General features: G+C 55.4%; 18 protein-coding genes and 1 pseudogene. 12 read left to right on the top strand and 7 right to left on the bottom strand.

Going from position 1 to position 21,459, the window contains the following annotated elements; genetic code table 11:
* Window positions 1-289 precede the first annotated feature (289 nt).
* Complete coding sequence (locus tag VB780_RS07910) at window positions 290-658, bottom strand: endonuclease domain-containing protein (protein ID WP_323350593.1); 369 nt, start codon at window positions 656-658, stop codon at window positions 290-292.
* A 400-nt stretch (window positions 659-1,058) separates the two neighbouring features.
* Between VB780_RS07910 and VB780_RS07905 the strand changes: the two genes are divergently transcribed.
* Both VB780_RS07905 and glgX read left to right on the top strand, forming a co-directional pair.
* Window positions 1,059-1,538, top strand: coding sequence for a hypothetical protein (locus tag VB780_RS07905; protein ID WP_323350592.1), 480 nt, complete (start codon window positions 1,059-1,061; stop codon window positions 1,536-1,538).
* A gap of 510 nt (window positions 1,539-2,048) precedes the next feature.
* Window positions 2,049-4,178, top strand: a complete 2,130-nt coding sequence (glgX, locus tag VB780_RS07900) for a glycogen debranching protein GlgX (protein ID WP_323350591.1) — start codon at window positions 2,049-2,051, stop codon at window positions 4,176-4,178.
* Window positions 4,179-4,304: 126 nt separating this feature from the next.
* Here the strand turns inward: glgX and VB780_RS07895 are convergent, their stop codons facing one another.
* Window positions 4,305-5,360 carry a DNA topoisomerase IB gene (locus tag VB780_RS07895; protein WP_323350590.1) on the bottom strand — a complete coding sequence of 352 codons (1,056 nt, stop codon included), beginning with the start codon at window positions 5,358-5,360 and terminating at the stop codon, window positions 4,305-4,307.
* A gap of 318 nt (window positions 5,361-5,678) precedes the next feature.
* Here VB780_RS07895 and VB780_RS07890 point away from each other — a divergent pair, with 318 nt between their 5' ends.
* Window positions 5,679-5,927, top strand: coding sequence for a hypothetical protein (locus VB780_RS07890; protein ID WP_323350589.1), 249 nt, complete (start codon window positions 5,679-5,681; stop codon window positions 5,925-5,927).
* A gap of 116 nt (window positions 5,928-6,043) precedes the next feature.
* On the opposite strand, the gene VB780_RS07885 is transcribed toward VB780_RS07890, so the two are convergent.
* Both VB780_RS07885 and VB780_RS07880 read right to left on the bottom strand, forming a co-directional pair.
* A complete protein-coding gene (locus tag VB780_RS07885) occupies window positions 6,044-6,859 on the bottom strand; it encodes a basic amino acid ABC transporter substrate-binding protein (protein ID WP_323350588.1) in 816 nt (271 codons plus the stop codon).
* A 34-nt stretch (window positions 6,860-6,893) separates the two neighbouring features.
* The gene (locus tag VB780_RS07880; protein WP_323350587.1) at window positions 6,894-8,207 is read right to left on the bottom strand and encodes a hypothetical protein; all 1,314 of its coding nucleotides are present in this window, start codon (window positions 8,205-8,207) and stop codon (window positions 6,894-6,896) included.
* 378 nt (window positions 8,208-8,585) lie between these two features.
* Between VB780_RS07880 and VB780_RS07875 the strand changes: the two genes are divergently transcribed.
* From VB780_RS07875 to VB780_RS07850, 6 genes are all read left to right on the top strand, one after another.
* Entirely contained in the window at window positions 8,586-9,590 is a 1,005-nt protein-coding gene (locus VB780_RS07875; RefSeq protein ID WP_323350586.1) for a FecR domain-containing protein, read from the top strand.
* A 159-nt stretch (window positions 9,591-9,749) separates the two neighbouring features.
* Window positions 9,750-10,922 (top strand): efflux RND transporter periplasmic adaptor subunit, encoded by a 1,173-nt coding sequence (locus VB780_RS07870; RefSeq protein ID WP_323350585.1) that lies wholly within the window; start codon window positions 9,750-9,752, stop codon window positions 10,920-10,922.
* A gap of 2 nt (window positions 10,923-10,924) precedes the next feature.
* Window positions 10,925-12,088 carry an ABC transporter permease DevC gene (gene devC / locus VB780_RS07865; RefSeq protein WP_323350584.1) on the top strand — a complete coding sequence of 388 codons (1,164 nt, stop codon included), beginning with the start codon at window positions 10,925-10,927 and terminating at the stop codon, window positions 12,086-12,088.
* A 382-nt stretch (window positions 12,089-12,470) separates the two neighbouring features.
* Window positions 12,471-13,643 carry an ABC transporter permease DevC gene (devC, locus tag VB780_RS07860; RefSeq protein WP_323350583.1) on the top strand — a complete coding sequence of 391 codons (1,173 nt, stop codon included), beginning with the start codon at window positions 12,471-12,473 and terminating at the stop codon, window positions 13,641-13,643.
* The gene (locus VB780_RS07855; protein ID WP_323350582.1) at window positions 13,640-14,422 is read left to right on the top strand and encodes an ATP-binding cassette domain-containing protein; all 783 of its coding nucleotides are present in this window, start codon (window positions 13,640-13,642) and stop codon (window positions 14,420-14,422) included. The genes devC (VB780_RS07860) and VB780_RS07855 overlap by 4 nt, the downstream gene beginning before the upstream one ends.
* Before the next feature lie 119 nt (window positions 14,423-14,541).
* A complete protein-coding gene (locus tag VB780_RS07850; RefSeq protein WP_323350581.1) occupies window positions 14,542-15,033 on the top strand; it encodes a T3SS (YopN, CesT) and YbjN peptide-binding chaperone 1 in 492 nt (163 codons plus the stop codon).
* Window positions 15,034-15,301: 268 nt separating this feature from the next.
* On the opposite strand, the gene VB780_RS07845 is transcribed toward VB780_RS07850, so the two are convergent.
* Window positions 15,302-16,396, bottom strand: a complete 1,095-nt coding sequence (locus VB780_RS07845) for a glycosyltransferase (RefSeq protein ID WP_323350580.1) — start codon at window positions 16,394-16,396, stop codon at window positions 15,302-15,304.
* 232 nt (window positions 16,397-16,628) lie between these two features.
* On the bottom strand, window positions 16,629-17,675 hold the full coding sequence (locus VB780_RS07840) for a glycosyltransferase family 4 protein (protein ID WP_323350579.1): 1,047 nt from the start codon (window positions 17,673-17,675) through the stop codon (window positions 16,629-16,631).
* Between the two features lie 860 nt (window positions 17,676-18,535).
* On the opposite strand from VB780_RS07840, the pseudogene VB780_RS07835 reads away from it, so the two are divergent.
* The 3 genes and pseudogenes from VB780_RS07835 to VB780_RS07825 form a co-directional block, all read left to right on the top strand.
* Window positions 18,536-18,765 (top strand): annotated as a pseudogene (locus tag VB780_RS07835) (IS256 family transposase); the annotation flags it as partial.
* 219 nt (window positions 18,766-18,984) lie between these two features.
* Window positions 18,985-19,413 (top strand): universal stress protein, encoded by a 429-nt coding sequence (locus VB780_RS07830; protein WP_323350578.1) that lies wholly within the window; start codon window positions 18,985-18,987, stop codon window positions 19,411-19,413.
* A 186-nt stretch (window positions 19,414-19,599) separates the two neighbouring features.
* Window positions 19,600-19,809, top strand: coding sequence for a hypothetical protein (locus VB780_RS07825; RefSeq protein ID WP_323350577.1), 210 nt, complete (start codon window positions 19,600-19,602; stop codon window positions 19,807-19,809).
* A 166-nt stretch (window positions 19,810-19,975) separates the two neighbouring features.
* Here VB780_RS07825 and VB780_RS07820 read toward each other — a convergent pair whose 3' ends face one another.
* Window positions 19,976-21,322 carry an alanine/glycine:cation symporter family protein gene (locus tag VB780_RS07820; RefSeq protein WP_323350576.1) on the bottom strand — a complete coding sequence of 449 codons (1,347 nt, stop codon included), beginning with the start codon at window positions 21,320-21,322 and terminating at the stop codon, window positions 19,976-19,978.
* Between the last annotated feature and the right edge of the window lie 137 nt (window positions 21,323-21,459).

Raw genomic sequence — 21,459 nt, 5'->3', positions numbered from 1 at the left:
GCTGTCCTCAGTGGCCTCATAAGACTCGACATCAACACCAGATAGACCTAGTAATTCCGTGAGCAGAGGCACCATAACGACTCGGTATAGTATCGACTACATCAGCATACTCATTCCCGTAGAGCCGGATGTTTGAAAAGTCCTATTTCTTGTAGCAAAAGTGGAGATCCCCCTAAATCCCCCTTTTTAAGGGGGACTTTTACCCCCCTTAAAAAGGGGGCCGCGCAGCGGGGGATCTTTACTCTGCGGCGTGGTTAGAGATCCCCCCTGCCCCCCTTAAAAAGGGGGGTTAGAGTAGCGCTGCTATAGCTTCGCAGACAGACTCGAACTCATATAGCACCTGCCGGTTTGTAAAGCGAACCACATTTAGCCCATATCCCTCCAGGGTGGCACTTCTTTCAGCATCATAGGCTTGGGCGTCTTCGCTTGAGTGGCTATCTCCATCAATTTCGATGACTAACTTCAACTGAGGGCAGTAGAAATCAACGATGAAGTGATGAATGGGTCGCTGCCTTAAAACACGATATTTAAATGTCTTCAGGTATTGATACCACAGCTTTTTCTCGGCTGAAGTCATGTTCTGCCGCAGTTCTTTGGCCCTAGCAATGAGGGCTGGATTGTAGGGAAGGTGAAAGTCGCTATCGTTGAGGTTTGTCATCGGCTATCCAAAGCCCCTTTTTGAGGGGGATCAAGGAGGATCTCTACCCATGCTGCTAATGACCTCATTTTGACTGATTGCTCTAGGTACGGATTTTGATCCCCCCTGCCCCTCTTGAAAAGGGGGGGTAGAGAACAAGGTCTTGAAAGCCCCCTTTTTAAGGGGGCCGCGCAGCGGGGGATCTTTACTCTGCGGTGTGGTGGAGATCCCCCCCTGCCCCCCTTAAAAAGGGGGGTTTGTTAGCTTAATGGCTGAATCGCTCCAGCGTGAAGGTATCTTTCGCGCTCCCCCACCGATCGCAGGGAATGTTTCACCTATGACCGAGCAAACCATGCAAACGTTCTGCCCGCTCAGGCCACCATAACCCGCATCTATCTATAACTGAAGGAGACATCAGGGTATGCCGTACGACAACATCAGTGCCACCATTTCAGACCCGGCCATGGCCGAGATCAAAGGGGCGATCGCCGTCATTCAAAACCAACTGCCCTTTCTCATCAACCTCACCCCCGACGAACGCCGTAAGCGCTTCAAAATGGGCGACAAAAGCCTCGCCTTTGTGCGCAACAGCGTCACCGCCACCCAAAACAACCCCGACATTGTCCCCGGCAAATTTGACATTGCCGAGTTTACCCGCGACTACCAGCTCACCGTCGCCCTCAGCGAAGTGCTGGGACTGCTAGAGCAGCTCACCGAAACCGTTGACGACACCCTGCTCGCCGTCGGCAGCGAATCGATGATCGGTAGCCTGCTGGTCTACGACTACGTTAAAACCGCCGCCCGCCACTCCCCCGGCCTCAAGAGCGTAGCCGACCAGCTGGGCGAACGCTTCAAAGCCATGGGCAAACGCCGCCCCAAAGCCAGCGATATGGCCGCCTAATTACAACCTGTTGACTTAAAAACACGAGAGGGGGATGGCTAAATCAGATTAGCTATCCCCCTCTTTGTGATCACAACACCTCCCTCTAAGGCCGCAGCGGTCAGACCGCTGCCCTATGGTGAAACTACAGGCGGCAGGTCGTGCAATAAAAGCCATTGAAGCTATAGTCGATGTAGGTTGGGTTGAGGCCCGTAGCTTGCTTCCCGCAGGGTAACCCAACGCCCGCATGGGCTACGCTACCGCTAACCCATCCTACTTTTGAATTAGCCCACCCACTTAGTGCTGGGCGTTTTGCGTAGCCTAGGATCACAGACCTGTTGTCCTTCCCTAGATAGATTCCCAGCGACACAGACTTTGCTACTTTTTTAGCATCTCCTAATACATCGTTGAGAAGTCAGCTTAAGATAGCCTTGTTCCCAGTTAAACTCGCGGGAAGAGGCTATTTGGTTCTGCTCAGAACCCTGAATTCTGCCTAAGTTCTCTGCCACTTATCCATACTATTCTTCCCCTATGCACGTTGCAGTTTGGCCCGGCGATGTTTACCCCCTGGGTGCCCATTGGGATCACAAAGGCACTAACTTCGCTTTATTTTCTGAGCATGCAACAGCGGTTGAACTCTGCCTCTTCGATAAAGACGGCACCGAAACCCGCATTCCCCTCACCGAAGTCAGCAACTTCGTTTGGCACGGTTACCTGCCCGGCATTGGCCCCGGTCAAGAATATGGCTACCGGGTCCACGGACCCTACGCCCCCGAAGAAGGCCACCGCTTCAACCCCAACAAACTGCTGATCGACCCCTACGCCAAAGCGATTTCGGGGGAAGTGGGCAGCGGGCCTGAGATCTTTGGCTACGACTGGGACAGCCCCGACGACGACCTCTCCTTTTCTGACCTCGACAGCGCGGCCTTGATGCCCAAGTCGGTCGTCGTCGATGAAACCTTTGACTGGGAAGACGACACCCTGCTGCGCACCCCCTGGCACGAAACCGTCATCTACGAAGTGCATGTCAAAGGGTTTACCAAACGGCATCCCGATATTCCTAAGGAATTGCAGGGTACCTACGCCGGTATGGCCCACCCCGTTGCCATTGAGCATTTGCAGCGGCTGGGCATTAGCGCCGTTGAGCTGATGCCGATTCACCACTTTCTCTCGCGCCCTGGCCACTTGGTCGATAAGGGGCTGCGCAACTACTGGGGCTATGACTCGCTCAACTTCTTTGCGCCCTTCTCCGGCTATAGCTCTGGCGATGCCCTGGGGGATGAGGTCAGAGAATTCAAAGATATGGTAAAAGCCCTTCACCAGGCCGGCATTGAGGTGATTCTCGACGTGGTGTACAACCACACCGGGGAGGGCAACCACATGGGGCCGACCCTCTCGTTGCGCGGGGTGGATAACGTTAGCTACTACCGCTTGGTAGAAGATGACCCGCGCTACTACATGGACTTTACTGGCTGCGGCAACTCGTTGCACATGCGCAGCCCCCAGGTGCTCAAGCTGATTATGGACAGCCTGCGCTACTGGGTGGGCGAAATGCATGTCGATGGCTTTCGGTTTGACTTGGCTTCGGCCCTGGCGCGCGAACTCTACGACGTCGATCGGCTGTCGGCCTTTTTTGACCTAATTCACCAAGACCCGCTGCTGGCGGGGGTAAAGCTAATTGCTGAACCCTGGGATGTGGGCATGGGCGGCTACCAGGTGGGCAACTTCCCCGTCAACTGGTCGGAGTGGAATGGCATCTACCGCGATACGGTGCGCGACTTTTGGCGCGGGCAGGATGAAACCCTGGGCGAGTTTGCCTATCGCCTCACCGGCAGCCCTGATCTCTACTTTCAAATGAATGGGCGGCAGCCCAACGCCAGCATTAACTTCATTACCGCCCACGACGGGTTTACGCTCAACGACCTGGTGAGCTACAACGACAAGCACAACGAAGCCAACGGCGAAAACAGCCAGGATGGGGAAAGCAATAATTCCTCCTGGAACTGTGGCGTAGAAGGGCCGACGGATGACCCAGAGGTCTTACAGCTGCGCGAGCAGCAGCGCCGCAACTTTTTGACCACCCTGATGCTGTCGCAGGGGGTACCGATGATTTTGGGCGGCGACGAAATTGGCCGCACCCAGGGGGGCAACAACAACGCCTACTGCCAAGACAATGAAGTCTCGTGGTTTGACTGGAAACTGCCCAAGGGCAACGAAGACCTGATCAATTTTTGCCGAGAGCTGATCTTTTTTAGGCGGCAACACCCGGTGTTTCGGCGGCGTAAGTGGTTCCAGGGGCAGGCCATCCACGGCTCTGGGGTGACTGATATTAGCTGGCACAACCCCGACGGTGCCGAGATGACCCAGGAGCAGTGGGAAATTGGCTACATTAAATCGATCGCCGTCTTTCTCAACGGCGACAAGATCCCCAGCCCCGGCAAACAGGGGGAGCGCATTAGCGACAACGACTTTTTAATGTTTTTTAATGCCCACTATGAGGCGATTGACTTTAAGCTAGCCGAACTATTTCAGCCCTATGAGTGGTCAGTGGTAATCGATACGACGGAACCTCGATTTGTGACTGAGAAACGGCTGGTGACGGGCGATCAAATGATTTCGGTGGCGGCGCGATCGCTCATGGTCTTGCAGCGGTTAATTTAGCCAATCTTAACCCCCCTTTTTAAGGGGGGCAGGGGGGATCTCTACTACGCCGCAGGGTGAAGATCCCCCGCTGCGCGGCCCCCTTAAAAAGGGGGCTTTCGAGGCCTCTTGCTGTTGACCCTCTTTTTATTTTTGTTGTTGGCTATGTCTCAGCACCGCCACTAAGGCTTTTTCTTCAGCTGTTAAATCGCGATCGCTGGGAGACTCTGCTGCCGCTTGCCAGACCTCTAGCAGCCAGCCTGCTTCGTAGGCCTGGGTCACGGTGGGGTGTACGTAAAATTTGCGGCAGGTGGCCACTCGGTTGCCCAAATGCTGGGCCGCCCCTTTAATGGCCTCACGAATATTGGCCTGGGCCTGGGTCTTTGAGGTGGGTTTCCCCAATTCATTGAGAATTTGGGCTGTGCAGGCGGTACCGGCCCAGGTGCGAAAATCCTTAGAGGTGAACTCTTCCCCGGTAATGGTTTGCAGGTAGGCGTTGACATCGTCGGAGCTGATGGTCTGGCGATGACCCGCCTCGTCTAGGTACTGAAACACCTGCTGGCCAGGCAGCTCTTGGCAGCGCTTGATGGCGCGGGCCAGGCGGCGATCGCTCAGTTCAATCTCGTGCTCAACACCGCTTTTGCCGACAAAATTGAAGCGAATTTTGCTGACCCCCACATCCACATGGCGATTTTGCAGCGTGGTCAGCCCAAAGGACTGGTTTTGCTCTCGGTACTCGTCATTGCCAATGCGAATTACGGTGGCCTCTAGCAGCCGCACGACAACCGCCAGCAGCTTTTCTTGCGATAGACCCCGCTGGCGCAGATGGCCATCGGTAACCTCGCGAATAAGAGGGCGGGCGTAGCTAAAGGGAATTAGCCGGTCGAACTTGGTCTGGTTGCGCACGGTGCGCCAGTCGGGATGGTAGCGGTAGACCTTGCGCCCTTTGGCGTCGCGGCCAGTGGCGAGCAGGTGGCCGTTGGGGAAGGGGCAAATCCACACGTCTTCCCAAGCGGGGGGAATGACCAGGGCTTTGAGCCGCTTGAGCTCGGCGGTGTCTGAGATGCGATCGCCCCCTTCATCCAGGTAGGTAAACCCCTTGCCGCACCGCCGCCGCCCAAAGCCGGGGCGATCGTCGCAGACGTAGCGTAGCCCAGCCGAGCGCGCCGCCTGGGCGGGTTCGGCAATGGTTACCGAAGGCAATGCCAACTCGGAATCTGCACTGTCTGCAAGCTGAGGCGAAACGGTAACCATTGAGGTCTTGAGCCGGGCAAATGAGACATTGCCCACCAGCTACAACCGCACTGATCCGGCAATGCCCTCAGTTTAGAAGGGGTAAGCAGTAGGCGGGCTCTAGCCTGAGGATGGTTCGGCAGAAAGATAGCCCCTCCGCCCTGGCTTGCCCAAAACAGTGGGTTAGCTCCAAGGCTCAGGCTCAATGTGAAGCAGCCGATGGCGATCGCACGTTATCAACGATGACGTAATTGGGCATTCTAAATTCACCATTTGTCAACTACCGAAATGTTTATTCAACGCGAAAAAAACAGTTTGCTGTGGGGAGCCACCCTGGTTCTCGGAATGGGTATTCTCTTGGGCGGCGGCGCAGCGCGGGTTGAAAACCAAGCCTGTAGCACATCAGAAACATTGCCCGGACACTGCCTCACCGAAGCGCCTAAGGTTCGGGTGGCTCAAGGTATGTTCGGCGGCGTTTTTGCCAGCGGTGGCGCACTTTTGATGATTGAGCTTTTGGGAAGATTTCCAAAACGTTGATCAGGCGATGCAGAATTGCGGCAGAGGCCGGCTGCCAAGATCCCTGGCTCAACGACCTGCATCTTTAGCTCTCAGAGGGCTTTTGACTGCGAGCAAGTGGTCAACCTGTTCTAGTCTCAGTACCCCGCCTCCGGGACGGGTTCAGGGTCGTAGCCAAACCACTTGCGATGTAACTCGGCAATGGTGCCGTCGGCCAGCATGGCGTCGAGGGTGGCATCGATCAAAGGCTTGTTGGGTGAACCGGGGGGTAGGGCAATGCCGTAGTATTCCTCCGTCAGCAGGTCATCGAGCAGACGCACGTTTTGTAGGTTGGCCAGCTCAATCATCCCGAGGGTGGTGGGCTTGTCTTTGATCACCGCATCCACATTGCCCTTTTCTAAGTCCATCAACGCCTTTTCTGCCGAATCAAAGGTGACCAGCTGGGTGTTAGGCACCTGACCTGCCAGATCAGCCCCGGTGGTGCCCAGCTTGACGGCAATTTTTTTGCCCGACAAATCTTGCAGGGAAGTAATGCTGGGGTCGTCGCGGCGGACAGCAATAGCCAGCCCTGACCTAAAGTAGGGCCGAGAAAAGTCGATGGTTTCATCGCGTCGAGCCGTAATGGTGATGGCGTCTACAGCGGCATCGGCGGTTTCGGCCTCTAGGGTAGCCATCAGCCCGTCGAAGGGAATGTAGGCAAAGTAGACCTTGAGCCCCAGTCGTTGGGCCACTTCGGTAATCAAATCGACATCAAAACCCACCAGTTCATCCGTAGCGGTGAGGTACACAAAGGGAGGAAAGGCGGGTTCGGTGGTCACCACCAGAGTGTCGGGGTCGCCCACGGAGCTGCGGGCTTCAGAAGTGGCCAGGGGGCGGTGGGCGCTACAGGCTACCAGCAGCCCACCCGCCGCCAAGGCGAGCCACCATAAACGGTGCTGGCAACGGTGACCCATGCGGTAGACCCAGGGACCTTACAACAAAATCTGGCTAAAACAAGGGTATCGTGGCATCGATCGCCGCGCCAAAGAACGTGTCGTTAAATCGCACCCGAGGTTCAGAGGAGCGGCCAAAGCTAACGCCGCCGTAGACGTTGAAGCGCAGGTTGGGGGTGATGCGGTAGACCACCTGCCCCAGCACCTGCTGAAAGGTGTCGTAGCGATCTTGGGCGGTGTAGTCGATGAAGTTGAGCTGATAGCTGATGCCCGCCTGGATCTGGGGGGTAACGTCGTAGCCCAGGTAGCCGCCAGCCGATTGAAAGAGACGGCTGAAGTCGGTAGCGGTGCCGCTGCTGGTGGACTGGGCACCGTTGAACTGAATCAGATAGTAGGTGTCGAGGGCCAGTCTGGGGGTAATCGGGTCGCGACGACCCAGGGTGAGCCCCAGCGCCGTATTTTTGAAAAACCGGCCTCGGTTGCCGCCGGGGCGATACAGCTCTTGGTAGGTGAAAATTAGCTGTCCGTAGCTGCGGGGGGTCAACCCCTGGCGCAAGCCCACCCGCAGCCGCAGATCGTCGTAGTTGAGAGATGACTGAGCACCGTAGCGCTGTAGTCCATAGTCAGCGGTGGCGATTAAAGCGGTTTGAGGCCCCAGGGAGGGGTAAACACCAAAGGCCACTGAGGGGCGCAGAAAAATGTCGCCGGTCAGCCCGCCAACATCGTTGACGGCCAGCAAAATATTGTCGCTGCTGGCGATCGCCAGGCGGGCCGACAAAAACCCGATCTTGGCGGGGGGCCGCGCCGTCGCCACCGGAATCTGAGGCTGATCGCGAATGCGCAAAATCCCCAGGTCGTTGTCTTCTAGCAGGCTGCGCACCTGAATGACCCCCAGCTCTGGGTCTTGGGCCAGGGGGTCGTCACTGGGGTCGAGCTGGGCCAGGGGGGCGGGGGGTGGCGGCAGGGCTGGGGCCGCTGGGGTCGCTGGGGCTAGGGCGGCGGCAGCCGTCAGGTAGGCGTTGGTCGCCAGGGCTGGATCGGGGGCGATCGCGTCCCTAGCGGTCGGGTTAAGGCTCGGCACATTGACCGACGATTCGCCAGACGGCTCAGCCGCCTCCCTCCGAGCGGCCTGGCCGCGTTCGCCGAGGGGCTCATTGGTCTCCCCGGCCAGAGCCGGTGGGGTAGGTAATGGACTTTGGGGCGGGAGCAAAACCACATCGGGGGCCGATTTGCCATTCACCGCCGTAGGGACGACGGACGCCGCCGAGGGGCTAGGCTGATCTGCCCTGGCGCGGCCCGGCAGGACGCCGCCACAGAAAAGGCAAAAACTAATTAACGCCAGGGGGAGGGGGGGGTACCGCTTAGCCAATGGAGTCTGCCTGGATATACCGTTTGTTGTCCCGTCACCAGCAGAATCACTGATCTTGCTGCTGATTCCTGAAAGAAAGGCCTACATTCATTAAAGATTTAATCTAGATGGGGCACAAGATTTATGAATCGGCCCCGAACCGGGTTGCCCGAACCCTACCATAGAGCTAGATCCCCGCTTAGATAGTGGCTTTAGTTTGGCAGAGCCGCGGTGGCGCTGCACTGAGTTTGGGTTGAGGGTGTTGCCCCTGGCGCTGGACTGTCACTGTTGGGGTATTCTACCGACAATTGTCCTGGCCGGTTGGGGGCTAGGGCATTTGGCCGCATCTACCTCAAGGCCTCAGGCTTGCTGTAATTCGTGGTCACTCTTCACTGAGCTATGGTTTTTCGTACCGATGGTTTTTCGGCGGTGCTGCTGGCGGTAGTCGGTGGTGCTGCGATCGCATCTCCGGCTTTGGCAGAGGTGCCCTGGGCCTGGGCCAATTTGAGGTCTAGCACCCATCAGGTCAGTCTGGTTTCCGTTGGCGGCAGCGCCCGCTCGGCGACGGTAGACGACTGCTTTTGCCCTGGGGAAACCCTGAACACCAGCGCTTCGGCCAAGGCCGAGGTGTTGTTTAACGACGGGTCGCTGACTCGGGTAGGCGGTCAGGCCAGCCTGCGGTTTTGGCCCGACACCCGCAGCCTGCGGCTCAACCGCGGCACGGTGGCGGTGTTTGTCCCCCCCGACCAGGGGCGAACGACTATTGAGACCCCCAACGCCACCGTGGGGCTCAACAGCACGGGCATAGTGGTGCGCTACGTGCCCTCTCGGCAGCTCACGCTGGTGATGGCCCTGGCCGACGCGCCTACCCCCGTCTTGGTGACGGCGGCCGAGACGGAACAGGAGCTAGCCCTCTACGGGGGGCAAATGGCCTTCGTAGGCGGGGGGAGTTGGCAGGTGGTCGAGTTTGATCTGCTGGAGTTTTATCAAACCAGCGACTTGATGGCCGGTCTACAACTGGACAACCCCAGCTACCGCCCGGCCCCGAATGACCCCTTGGCTGCTCTGCGGCCCGATCTACTGCAAGCCCTAGGCCAGCAGGCTCCCTTTGATGCCGAAAACGCAATTTTAGACCCGGTTCTGATCAACGATTTTGCCGCTGGGGCCAGCATCCAGGGCGCAGAAGACGCGCTTGTCACCGTTCCCCCCACCCCGGTAGAAGAACTGAGGCGCTTTAACGATACGCCGCCCGGTGTGGTCAATCCCCTGCCAGAGATGCTGGATACGGCTTCTCCGCCCGCTGAAGTTCCCCTAACGGTTGAGGTTCCAGTGGAGGATCCGTCCACTGGAGGTTCTACGGCTATGCCTGCAAGCGTTGGAGACCCACTGTCACCTCCCCCATAGAGGCCGTTGAGGGCCAGAGCTGAGTGGCCCTCGCTGCCCGAAGTAGTTGGGGTAAATACCCTTGCGATCGCCCCTGGGTCTCGCTCCAATTCTGCTGCCTGAGCCCATTGACTAAACTACACCGTTCAGTTAAATTCAGTGCAGTTGTCCTATGCGCCTATGTCTACCCACCCGGTTCAGCCTTGGAGAAAGCCGAGTTTTTGGCTGTTGATTGGTGCCCTGCTGCTCGTGGGGGCAGGGACTACCGTAGCGGTGCGCAACGTCATGCAAAGTCGCCAGGCCGCCCGCGAACAGGCCGAGCTGCCGCCCCCGCAGCAGGTGAAGGTGGTGGCTCTGGGGCGAATTGAGCCCGCCAGCCGCGTTATCGACGTAGCGACAGCTGAGGCTGGGCGGATCGATCGCCTGGAGGTGGAGAAGGGCGACCAGGTGCAGTCAGGGCAGGTACTGGCCTACCTCGACACCTACGACGTGCGCCGAGCCGAGCGCGATGTGGCCGCCAGCCAGCTGGCCGAGGCCCGCGCCCATCTCGCCGCCGAAACGACGTTAGGCAATTCCCAGGTGCAGGAGGCCAGCACTCGGGTTGGTCAGATTGACGGGCCGCAGCAGGCCGCGATCGCCGCCCAGCAATCTGCCGTTGAGAGCCTCCAGGCCGAGCTGAGCGTGGCTGAAATTGACCTGGCTCGATTTCAAGAACTCAACGAGTCGGGGGCGATTTCTCGCCAGGAGCTCGATCGCCAGCAGGCCACCGTCAACAGTTTGCGCGCCGATCTGGGCAACGCCCAGGCGACTAAGCAGCGGCTGGAGCAGGCTCGCCTCAGCGACATTAGAAACGCTCAAGCTCAGGTCGACTCTGCCCGAGCCACCACTACCCGCGCCCAGGTGGCCAGCCAGGTTGACTCTGCCGCCCAAAATTTGGCCCTGGCCGAAGCCCAGCTGGCCCGCACCATCGTGCGATCGCCCCAGGCCGGCCAGGTGCTCGATGTCTTTGCCTACCCTGGGGAGGCCGTAGCGCCTGCCGATGGCCCGATTTTGGCTTTAGGCGACACCCGCCAGATGGTGGTGGTGGCCGAGGTCTACGAGACCGACATTGGCCTGGTTGAGCTGGGTCAGCCCGCCACCATCACCAGCCGCAACGGTGCTTTTAGTGAAACCCTGACCGGCACCGTCGCCGAAATTGGCCTGCAAATTGCCAAAAACGACGTGCTCGACGACGACCCCGCCGCCAACGCCGACGCTCGCGTGGTCGAAGTGCGGGTGCAGGTTGACCAGAGCGATGCGGTGGCGGCCCTCACCAACCTCCAGGTTGATGTCGCCATTGACATTGAGTCCTAGCGATGAAATTTCCTTCTCTACCCCGCATTCCCCTGGCCTGGTACAACCTGCGCCACGATCGCCCCCGCCTGCTGGTAGCGGTGGCCGGGGTTACCTTTGCGGTGCTGCTGATGTTTATGAATTTAGGTTTTTTGGGGGCATTGGTCAGCACTACCACCAACTTCTACGATCAGTTCAACGGCGATATTTTTCTGATTTCCCCCCAGTCCCTCGAAATTAGCTCGACTAAGGCGTTTCCCCGCGAGCGACTGTACCAGGCGGCGGGCATTGAGGGAGTGCAGCAGGTGATGCCCCTCTATGCCGAGTACGCTCTCTGGAAAAATCCCGAAACCAGTCTCAGCCGGGCCATGTTTGTCTATGCCTTTAACCCCAGCGACCCGGTGTTTCTGATGCCCGAGCTCGATACCCTGGCGGAACGGCAGGTGTTGCAGCAGCCCAATAGCGCCTTTATTGACCGGCGATCGCGCCCCGAGTTTGGCCCCCAGACCGTGGGCCTCGAAACCGAAGCCGATCGCCGCCGCATTACTGTCGTTGGTCAGTACGATCTGGGGGGTGGTTTTGCCGCCGACGGCACGCTAATCATGAGCGACCAAAACTTTCGCCGCTTCTTTGACCCGCGATCGCTCAACCAGATCAACCTGGGGCTGGTGTTGCTAGAGCCCGGTGCCGATACCGAGCGGGTCAAAGCCGCCCTGCAAGACCAGCTGCCCGCCGATGTGGAAGTCTACACCAAACCCGAAATCATTGCCAAAGAGAGCCGATTTTGGATTCAAACCACCTCTATCGGCTTCATTTTTGGCCTGGGGGTGCTGGTCTCCTTTGTGGTGGGCACCGTGATTGTCTACCAAATTCTCTACACCGACATTCGCGACCACCTGCGGGAGTACGCCACCCTCAAGGCGATCGGCTACAGCGGCAGCTACCTGTTCAAAACCGTGATTCAGGAGGCGCTGCTGCTGGCATTGATGGGCTACGTGCCGGGGCTAATTTTGGCGCTAGGGCTCTACGAACTGGCCTACAACGCCACGGCGGGCACTCTGCCCATGCAGATGACCGTGTTTCGAGTGATTTTTGTGTTTTCCCTAACGGTGCTGATGTGTGCACTATCGGGGCTGATTTCGGTGCGTAAGGCCGTCACGGCTGACCCGGCGGAGGTGTTTGCATGAATTTTAGAATTTGGACTTGGGATTTTGGGGGCTTGTCGGCCTGTCATTGTTTGGCTTGCGCCCGCTGCCGGAGGCGGCTTTCCCCTGCCACAACCGTGCAACTCACCCATTCCCTAAGGACGGCCCGCATGACCAAGCGACTAGTTCCCCTGCTGTTTCCCGCCGTTGATCAGCCGATGTCGAAGCTGTCTAGCCAAGTCTTGTTGGATTGCCCCCGACCGATGGAGAGGGCTCAGCAGCCTCTGAGTAGGGTGGGCAATGCCCACCTCCCACCCCCGCTTAACCAGCCAGCTCAACCCAGCCAACGATCCGTTTAGGCATAGAGGTCAATGGTGGGCAATGCCCACCCTACCGCTACTAAAATCGCCAATTCACCATCGCCATGCAGCGGACTCCCCTCGCCCTCCTCAACCTGATTCACGATCGCAAGAAGTTTCTCACCTCCATGGCCGGGGTGGCCTTTGCGGTGCTGCTGATGTTTTTGTTCACCGGCTTTAAAAACGCCCTCTACGACAGCCAAACCCAGCTGCTCGAAAAGCTCAACGGCGAAATCGTAATCATCAACCGGCTGAAGGAGAATATGTTTGTACCCCGCTCCTTTGCCCGCCGCCGCCTCTACCAGGCCCAGGCCTTTGACGGCGTGGAGGGAGCCTACGCCATCTACCTCAGCGACGCCCGCTGGAAAAACCCCGACACCCGCAAAACCCGCCCGGTGCGGGTGATCGCCTACAACCCCTCCGACCCGGTGCTGCCTATGCCCGAGGTGCTGGCCCGGCAGCAAGACCTGCGGCTGCCCAACACCGCCATGATCGATGAGCGATCGCGCGATGAGGTCGGCCCCCGCGAGACCGGGGTGGTTACCGAGCTGGCTGACCGCGAGATTCGCATTGTGGGCACCTTTAGCCTGGGCACCGACTTTGCCTCGGGCAACGGCAACTTAATCATGAGCGACCAAAACTTTCTGCGGTTTTTTGCCAATCGCGGCCCCGAAGAAGAGGAGCGCAGCTTTGCCACCGCCGACATTGGCCTGCTGCGGGTGACCCCTGGCACCGACATCGACAGTCTGGTGCAGACTCTCGCCGAGGGTCTGCCTAAGGACGTATTGGTCTTGCCGATGGAGGGGCCTGAGGGTTTCATTGCCCGCGAGCGCACCTACTGGGAAGCCAACACCAACATTGGCTTTGTGTTTTCGCTGCTGACGGCCATGGGGTTTGTGGTGGGCATCATTCTCGTCTACCAGATTCTCTATACCGATGTGGCTGACCACTGGTCGGAGTACGCCACCCTCAAGGCGATCGGCTACGACAACGCCTACCTGTTTGGGGTGGTAATTCAGGAGGCGATTATTCTCTCGGTGCTAGGGTTTATTCCGGGCTTTTTGGTCAGCGCCCTGTTCTACAACCTGGGCGCTGCCGTCACCGGCCTGCTGTTTAAGATGACCCTAGCGCGAGTGGTTAACCTGTATTTAGCTACCTTCATTATGTGTTTGATTTCTGGCGCTGTTGCCGTGCGCAAGGTGCAGCGTACTGACCCCGCAGAGGTATTTGGTCTATGAGTACTACGCCATTGTCTCCATCATCTACCGCTCCCGAGACCACCACCAGCTCGGTGCAGGTGCGTCACCTCGACTACTTCTTTGGCCGGGGCGATCTGCGCAAACAGGTGCTCTTCGACATCAGCCTCGATCTGCACCCCGGCCAGATTGTGATTATGACCGGGCCTTCGGGCTCGGGCAAAACCACGCTGCTGACCCTGATTGGGGCGCTGCGATCGGCCACCGAGGGCAGCTTGCAGGTGCTGGGCAAAGAGCTGGTGGGCATGGGCAACCGCCAGCTGGTCGAAACTCGCCGCAACATTGGCTTTATCTTTCAGGCTCACAACCTGTTTGAGTCGCTGACGGCGGCCCAAAATGTGGAGATGGCGGTAGAGCTTACCGGTAACTTTCGCGGCAAGCGGCGGCTGGCGGTGGATATTCTCAGTCAGGTGGGGCTGGCAGATCGGGCCGACTATAAACCGGCGGCGCTGAGCGGGGGGCAAAAGCAGCGGGTGGCGATCGCCCGCGCCCTGGTCAACCAGCCCCAGCTGATTCTCGCCGATGAGCCCACCGCTGCCCTCGACAAAAAGTCGGGCCGCGACGTGGTGACGCTGATGCAGCACCTAGCGGACGAAAAGGGCTGCACCATCCTCATGGTCACCCACGACAACCGCATTCTCGACGTCGCCGATCGCATCATCAACCTGGTAGACGGTCGGCTGGAATCGGACGAAAGCCCCCAGCAGTACGTCGACGCCCACGCGCCTAAATCCCTCGACCAAAAAATGTTCATGATGTAGGACTAAAAACTGGGTTTCTTCTGGGAGCTTCACAGGTGAGTCCTCCGGTGGCAAAGAAACCCAGTTTTTGTACCCCGCAGTCCCCGCCAAAATCCAAAATCGCCAATCCAAAAGTCCCTATGGCCATCTCCTTTATCAGCAACGTCCAGGCGCTCACCTACACCAAGGTTGCCGACTATCTCCAGACCGCTGTCCTGTTCAAAGACAGCCTGAGGGTCTACCCCGACAAACCCCAGTTCGACATTCTCTACGGCTCTACCCTAGTTGAGATCGAAGTGCTGCCCTGGGAAGTGCACCCCTGGGAAAAAGCCGACTTGGCTACGGTGCGGGCCACCAGCTGCGTCACCATCGGCAGCACCATCGACTATGAACTGATGCACTTTCTGCTCACCGAAAACCGCCGCATGCGATTTGGAGCTTTCCACCTCGACGAGGCCAACCAGGTACTCTTTTCGGAGAGCGTGCTCGGCGGCGAAAACATGGATTTGATGGAGCTACAGACCTGCATTCTCTCGGTGGTGACCATCGCCGACACCTACGACGACATCATTGCCCAGCGCTTTGGCGGCGATCGCGCCATCGATCGATTGACGGGGGCGATCGCCTCTTAAGCCATAGCCCCATCTGTCCAAATCTCTACTTCCCTAATATGCTCTCACTACGCCTGCATCTGGAACAATAAAGGCTAAGGGCACATGCAAAGATATCCATCCACGCTTGACTGATTCGAAGTAAAGTGTGGTCCAGTCAAAAATAGAACTGGCAAAAACCTTTGTCTAGAAGCGGAAAATCCATCTGGCTATTTCCAAATAAACTAATTGGAAGGGCCAATTAGACAACATCCCAGTTTCTGACGGCGCATAATATTTATTCAAAACATTAAACTTTTAGCAGCTCCATATATTTTGCCAATGAATTTTCTAAGGAAAATGTGCTGGCTCTCTGTTTCAGCACTTCAGGACTTACCGATTTTTTCTGAAGCGTATCAACAATAGCTTGGGCCATCGCCTCAGCATGGCCTACTGCTACAAGATGTCCATATTTGCCATCCGCCAAGATCTCGGCAGGGCCGCTTTCGCAGTTAGTTGAGACTACAGGTGTTCCAGAAAACATTGCTTCTACTAATACATTTCCAAACCCTTCCCAGGCCGATGACAGCACAAACACATCGGCCTCTCGCATGAAAACATAAGGATTTGAGACAAAACCTAGAAAGGTTACCGCATCTTGAAGGCCAAGCTGGTGAACCAAGTCAACCAGCTGAGCCCTGTCTTCACCATCTCCTAAAATAACAAGGTGTGCAGACAAAACTTCCCTCACAGCCTTTAAAGCAAAGATCAGGGTTTGAAAATCCTTCTGTCTTGTGAGGCGACCTACGCCTAAAATTACAGGCCTTTGGTCTAGCTGAAATAACGGTTGTTCAAGCTGATCGCTTGATTTTTCTACCAGATCAGGTGTGATGATTGGATTATATATCTTAAAAGTTTTGTGCTTGGCCACACCAAAATCAATCAGGTTGTCAACGACGCCTTGAGAAACACCTACTACAGCGTCGGCGTAAGGGTAGATCCACCGTAGGAGATGGGGAACTAGCTTTCTTTTTAAGTTTTTAGAATGGGAGATTTCATGGGCAAGATGATTATGTACTGTTACGACCGTGCGGGATGATGAATTTGCAAAAAGCTTTGCAAGTATAGCAATAATATTGGTGTCTTCTAGGGCAGACAAGAGAGCTGTTGGCTGATATTTTTTAAGATAAGAAACCAAAGCTGGCAATGCCGAAATCAGTCTGGAACATGAAAGCTCTACTAAATTAACCTGAGCCGAAATTTGCTTAATGTACTCTCCCTTTGTCTGAACTAGGACTAGGTCAATTTCTAAGCCTTTTGCAGCAAGACCGTTAGCGATATTAAGCATCACTTTTTCGGCTCCGCCACCTCGCAAATCCATTAAAAAAATAGCAACGTCTGGCATAACTAAGATTAATAATAAAAAAATTGGCCGTTATACAGCCTTTCTCAATCTGTTGAGGTACAGAAAAACTTTCGAAACACTTGTTATATGGCAGCCTTAGATCTCAATTCGTACCTCGCTAAAGTAGAAAATGCCGTACTCAATCTTGTAAATAGTCAGGTAAAAAGCTCTTAAGATAGGATATTTACTTAGTCTTGCGAGAAAGCTGATTGGATAGTTCAAGTAAGCCGGTTCAAGCTTTTTCGAGTGCCTGCCTGCAAAAAGTCCTGGTAGAGGCTAAATAAATATTGCAGATTTTGGTGAGGTAGGTTTCAAGATCAAGTCCACAAATGCTCTCGCGGGCACAGTGACCTAGGCGAAGCCGCAGTTCTGCATCATTTCTCAATAATGCCATAGCGCTGGCTAAACCAGTCACATCGCCGGGATGAACAAGTAGACCATTAAAACCATGGTCAATGACCTCTGGAATCCCCCCTACTGGAGTACTAATGGATGGTAACGACCAACTCATTGCCTCTAACAGGGCCATTGGCAGACCCTCATTGTAGGAAGGGAGCAGAAAAACATCTGCTCCTGCCAAAATCTGGTTGCGCAATTCTTCATTGACCCAGCCATGAAAATGGATTAAATCTTGAACGCCTAGGGATTTTGCTAAGTCTTGAATAGCCTGAGTTTCGCCACTGCCTCCTAACTCAATTCGCATTCCCGATCGCTCATGGGGGTCGAGAAGAGCAAGCGCATTGACAATGTCATAGACTCCTTTTCTCTGGTTAAGCTTGCCCATAAAAGCGAATGTTATTGTGTCTCCTCCCTGGCGGTGGGGAATAAAATCAGGAAACACCACTGGATTCTTCAGAACAACGACTTGATCAGCAGTGAGACCACAGCTTTTCACATAAAAATCTTTCCAGCTGTCCGACAGCACTATTAAGCAGGCGCATTGCCTTAAGCAAGCGCTGATAATCCGCTTCAAAAAGGCAGGCGAACTTTGATAGAAAACGTGGAATTCACAGCCGTGGGCATGCATAACAACAGGCACACTAAACAAGTTTGCCGTTGTGCTCAAAGAAAACTTTCTTAATAGACTCCCCCGCTCGGAAATATGAATGTGCGCTAAGTCAACTTTTCCTAAGAGTAGCAAAATGAAGAAATGGACGAATGATCGAATAAAGTCAGCTATTTTTTGAAGCCCAAGGGAAGAGCTTTCCCACGTGGAAAGATGGACAACTGTAAAATCAGTTGAAGCAGAACCCAAGATTAGTCTTTGAACAGATCCCATGCCTCCTCGTTCACTTAGGCTGGGACCAAGTACGACAATGTTCAGTCTTTTGCCCACGGTAGATTCCTGATTGTAAAAGAAATTAAACAGACTCTTTAAAAAGAACTATTTTTGCCTAGTTTGGCATTGATTTGATTTGAGAAGATGCAGTTTGCAAAGACTTTAAATTCGCTTCCTGTAAGCATCCAAAGAAATTCGTATAAATATTGGCACTGACTGCATACAATCATTAAGCCCTGACTTCTAACAACTGAGCGATCTCCGTTGCCTAAGCACAGTAGGTTGCGTCAAGAGCGTAAGCTATGCTGCCCCAATTGCATCAATCGTCTGCACGTTCAAGTACAAAACATTGCTTCATATAGACTACTCGCCACAATGCCCAAACCCCAGATCTTTAATCTGGGCTTGCTTCTGCTAAGACGCCCGCAGTGATTTACGGTTAATAAACAAAATACTATATGTCTACGGTGGCGTAAACCCCAATTTAAGTAATATCACTGAAGGCTTAGCAAGATTGCTGACATACCAAGGGGTGTCCATGCTGAAAGATTCTGTGGATCTATATCAGGCCTAGAACGCTAGCCGTGCATTCAGGCTGTGATGACAGCTGGTTTGAGGCTTATTCGTAGGCCGTAGCAATTTTAGTTGAGCAATGTTAAATACATTGCGCTTAAAACAGTGGAGGCAAATCAGATAGGCAAATGTCTAGTTGATTAACTGGAGCTTAGGAGATTTCCAGGAAAGAAGATACCAGCTTCAATCCAGCGACTATAGCCGCTGCAGGGTGGGCACTGCCCACCATTAGGGAAACTCTTTTTCAGAAGTCTCCTTAGACTACGCAAAGATCGCTGTAGGCCGAAATTGAGTCAACCTTTGTCACTGTGCGATTGAGAACCGACAAGACCCGAGGCGGTGTTTCCAAGAGCGCTATCCTGGCAATAGTTTTCAAGCAGGTCGACGGTGCTCAGAAAAGCTAGCTCAGAATTCGAGGCTTCAAGACCTGGCCGATGTAATTTAAGGAGTTGCATTCAAAGATGGCTGTCAAGCCGGTGGCTATGTCGATTTGAACCAGATGCAGGACGCCGCTTGATTTCCTGCTATACACCAGAGTTGATTATGGCTCGAATTGTCGATGAGGATAGCGACCTCGCTGTCTGACATTGAATTTGGAATTAATTGGCAAACCGAAACAGACGACACCGGGCAATGCTTAGATTAGTTTTAGACTAGGGCTATTGGCGATCGCCCCGCCAGCCAACTATCTAGAAAGTGCGATCGCTGTCTTATAGCCTGCAAGAGGATGCCGACTATGCCTTTATTCGCCAGTGACAACGTTCTAGTGCCTACTGATTTCTCTGAACAGTCCTACCAAGCGATCAATAGGGCTATAGAGTCATTTGGAGACACCACTAAAATTCACGTCATCCATGTTTTATCGCCGCTAGAACCGACCCAGCCGGGCATGGTTTGGCAAACCGTTGATCATCAAACCCGCACCGATCACATCACGACCCTTTTCCATAAGACATTTCCGAGTGAAGCGGATCGGCCTATTAAATTTTCGGTCATAGTCGGCAATCCCAGTTCTGAAATTATTGATTATGCCGGTAGCCATACTATCGATCTCATTATCATTCCGTCCCAAGGGCGCACGGGCCTGTCGAGATTTTTGCTGGGCTCGGTGGCTGAGCGCGTGGTCAGGTTTGCCCCCTGCCCTGTTTTAGTGGTGCGCCGCTAAGATTTTCTCTAAACTCATCAGCAGAGTAGTGCCGCCAGCCCAAACTGGCGGCACTGTTGTTTTTTGCATAGTTTTTTTGCATAGATGCTATCGATGCTGTCTTTTGCCCTCTCTGTTTGGTCTCTCTAAGCTTGAAACAGGTTGAAATTGCCAGTGCCCATTTCAGTACCGATGGAGGAAACGATCATGGTTTGGCTCTCCATAACCCAAAACGTCGATGCCCTAGACCCCGTGGCAGCCCACAGCCGCCCCTGGGCTAAGGTGGAAAAATTTTGGCGGTTTTGCAATCGCTACGGCGACTATCAGGCTACTCCGCCTCGCCTGCGCCGCCAGTTCATCATCGAGATGGAGCGAGCCCGCAGTCAGGCAAAGTCATGCGCTGACGCCCAACATTAGATATTCCCAAAAATGTTCCAATCAGGGTTCTGAGCCGCCTCGTTCTGTTTTTTGCTTAGAGGCTCTGCTAACAATTCCTTCACGGGACAAGGCGATTCAGAACTGCTGGGAGATGGCATCGATTCCTAATAAAATATGGGGGCAGCGTTGAGTTTGCCCTGGTCAATTAAGACCCTTCTGACGACCCTACCGTCATTGCATCGTAGGTCTGCATTTCCCCAGAGCTGAGCCGTTGCCAGTAGTCCTTTAAGTCTTTGGCCACCTCGTTGGAGAGAATGTAGCAGCCGATCAGGTTGGGGAAAGCCATGCCCAGCAGCATCAGGTCGCTGAAGTCGATGATCAGCCCCAGGCTGGTGAGGGTGCCCAAAAAGGTGCAGAGCACGTAGATGATTTTGAACACGATGGTGGTGCGATCGCCAAACAGGTAAGCCCAGGCCTGAATGCCATAGTAGCTCCAGGAAATGATCGTAGAGAAGGCGAACAGACAGACCGCAATGCTCAGCACCACGGGGAACCAGCCGATCACCGACTCAAAGGCGCTGGCGGTCATGGCGACGCCGCTGAGTTCTTCGCCAGTGTCTTGGTAGACCCCGGTGAGCACGATCGCGATCGCCGTCATATTGCAGATCACGATGGTGTCGATGAAGGGCTCTAGCAGGGCCACAATGCCCTCGCGAATGTGCTCGTCGGTGCGGGCTGCCGCATGGGCGATCGCCGCCGAGCCTACCCCAGCCTCGTTGGAGAACGAACTGCGGCGAATGCCCTGCACCATTACCCCGACAATGCCGCCCACCGCAGCGGTAGGGGCAAAGGCCTCCCTAAAGATAGTGCCAATGGCGGCGGGCACCTGGCCAATGTTCACAACGATCACAAATAGGCAGGCGATCGCATAGATTGCCGCCATCGCAGGCACCAGCTTCTCGGCCACCGCCCCAATGCGGCGAATGCCGCCAATAATTACGAAGGCCGCTAGGGAGGCCAAAATCAGGCCAAACACCCAGGCGGGTAGCCCCGGAATCAAGCTAGAGATAGCGGCGTAGGCCTGGTTCGACTGAAACATATTGGCCCCGCCCAGACTGCCGCCCAGACACAGCAGGCTAAACAGCACCGCCAGCCCCTGGCCGAGGGGCCGCATACCCTTGGGCGATAGCCCCCGCGTCAGGTAATACATGGGGCCACCCAGCACCGTGCCGTCGTTTTCGATGCGGCGATACTTGACCGCCAGCGAGCATTCGACAAACTTGGTCACCATGCCGCAGAACCCGGCCAGGGTAAGCCACACCATCGCCCCTGGGCCACCGAGCTGAATGGCGATCGCCACCCCGGCAATATTCCCCAGGCCCACCGTCCCGGAGACAGCGGTAGCCAGCGCCTGAAAGTGCGACACCTCGCCCTCGTCGTGGGGGTCGTCGTACTTGCCCTGCACCACCTCAATGGCGTGTTTAAAGCCCCGCAGGTTGATGAACCCCATCCGCACGGTAAAGAACAGCGCCGCCACAAATAGCCACAGCACAATGAACGGAGGTAGTGGATTAACGTAAAGGATAGAGGGAAATAAGGTAACGCCGACGTATTCCTAGATTCTGAGGGAGTAGGCTCCATGACAATCGAGATGACCTGTCCAACTTGTGGGTCTCACGACATCTCCAA

It is taken from the genome of Leptolyngbya sp. CCNP1308, from assembly GCF_034932455.1.
Lineage (GTDB): Bacteria > Cyanobacteriota > Cyanobacteriia > Phormidesmidales > Phormidesmidaceae > Nodosilinea.
This window is presented reverse-complemented; position numbering and strand designations above follow the sequence as displayed.

Coding starts and splice junctions, on each gene's coding strand:
- VB780_RS07910 (WP_323350593.1), bottom strand. CDS start 658: ATGACAAACCTCAACGATAGCGACTTTCACCTTCCCTACAATCCAGCC.
- VB780_RS07905 (WP_323350592.1), top strand. CDS start 1,059: ATGCCGTACGACAACATCAGTGCCACCATTTCAGACCCGGCCATGGCC.
- glgX (WP_323350591.1), top strand. CDS start 2,049: ATGCACGTTGCAGTTTGGCCCGGCGATGTTTACCCCCTGGGTGCCCAT.
- VB780_RS07890 (WP_323350589.1), top strand. CDS start 5,679: ATGTTTATTCAACGCGAAAAAAACAGTTTGCTGTGGGGAGCCACCCTG.
- VB780_RS07885 (WP_323350588.1), bottom strand. CDS start 6,859: ATGGGTCACCGTTGCCAGCACCGTTTATGGTGGCTCGCCTTGGCGGCG.
- VB780_RS07875 (WP_323350586.1), top strand. CDS start 8,586: ATGGTTTTTCGTACCGATGGTTTTTCGGCGGTGCTGCTGGCGGTAGTC.
- VB780_RS07870 (WP_323350585.1), top strand. CDS start 9,750: ATGTCTACCCACCCGGTTCAGCCTTGGAGAAAGCCGAGTTTTTGGCTG.
- devC (WP_323350584.1), top strand. CDS start 10,925: ATGAAATTTCCTTCTCTACCCCGCATTCCCCTGGCCTGGTACAACCTG.
- devC (WP_323350583.1), top strand. CDS start 12,471: ATGCAGCGGACTCCCCTCGCCCTCCTCAACCTGATTCACGATCGCAAG.
- VB780_RS07855 (WP_323350582.1), top strand. CDS start 13,640: ATGAGTACTACGCCATTGTCTCCATCATCTACCGCTCCCGAGACCACC.
- VB780_RS07850 (WP_323350581.1), top strand. CDS start 14,542: ATGGCCATCTCCTTTATCAGCAACGTCCAGGCGCTCACCTACACCAAG.
- VB780_RS07845 (WP_323350580.1), bottom strand. CDS start 16,396: ATGCCAGACGTTGCTATTTTTTTAATGGATTTGCGAGGTGGCGGAGCC.
- VB780_RS07840 (WP_323350579.1), bottom strand. CDS start 17,675: ATGGGATCTGTTCAAAGACTAATCTTGGGTTCTGCTTCAACTGATTTT.
- VB780_RS07830 (WP_323350578.1), top strand. CDS start 18,985: ATGCCTTTATTCGCCAGTGACAACGTTCTAGTGCCTACTGATTTCTCT.
- VB780_RS07825 (WP_323350577.1), top strand. CDS start 19,600: ATGGTTTGGCTCTCCATAACCCAAAACGTCGATGCCCTAGACCCCGTG.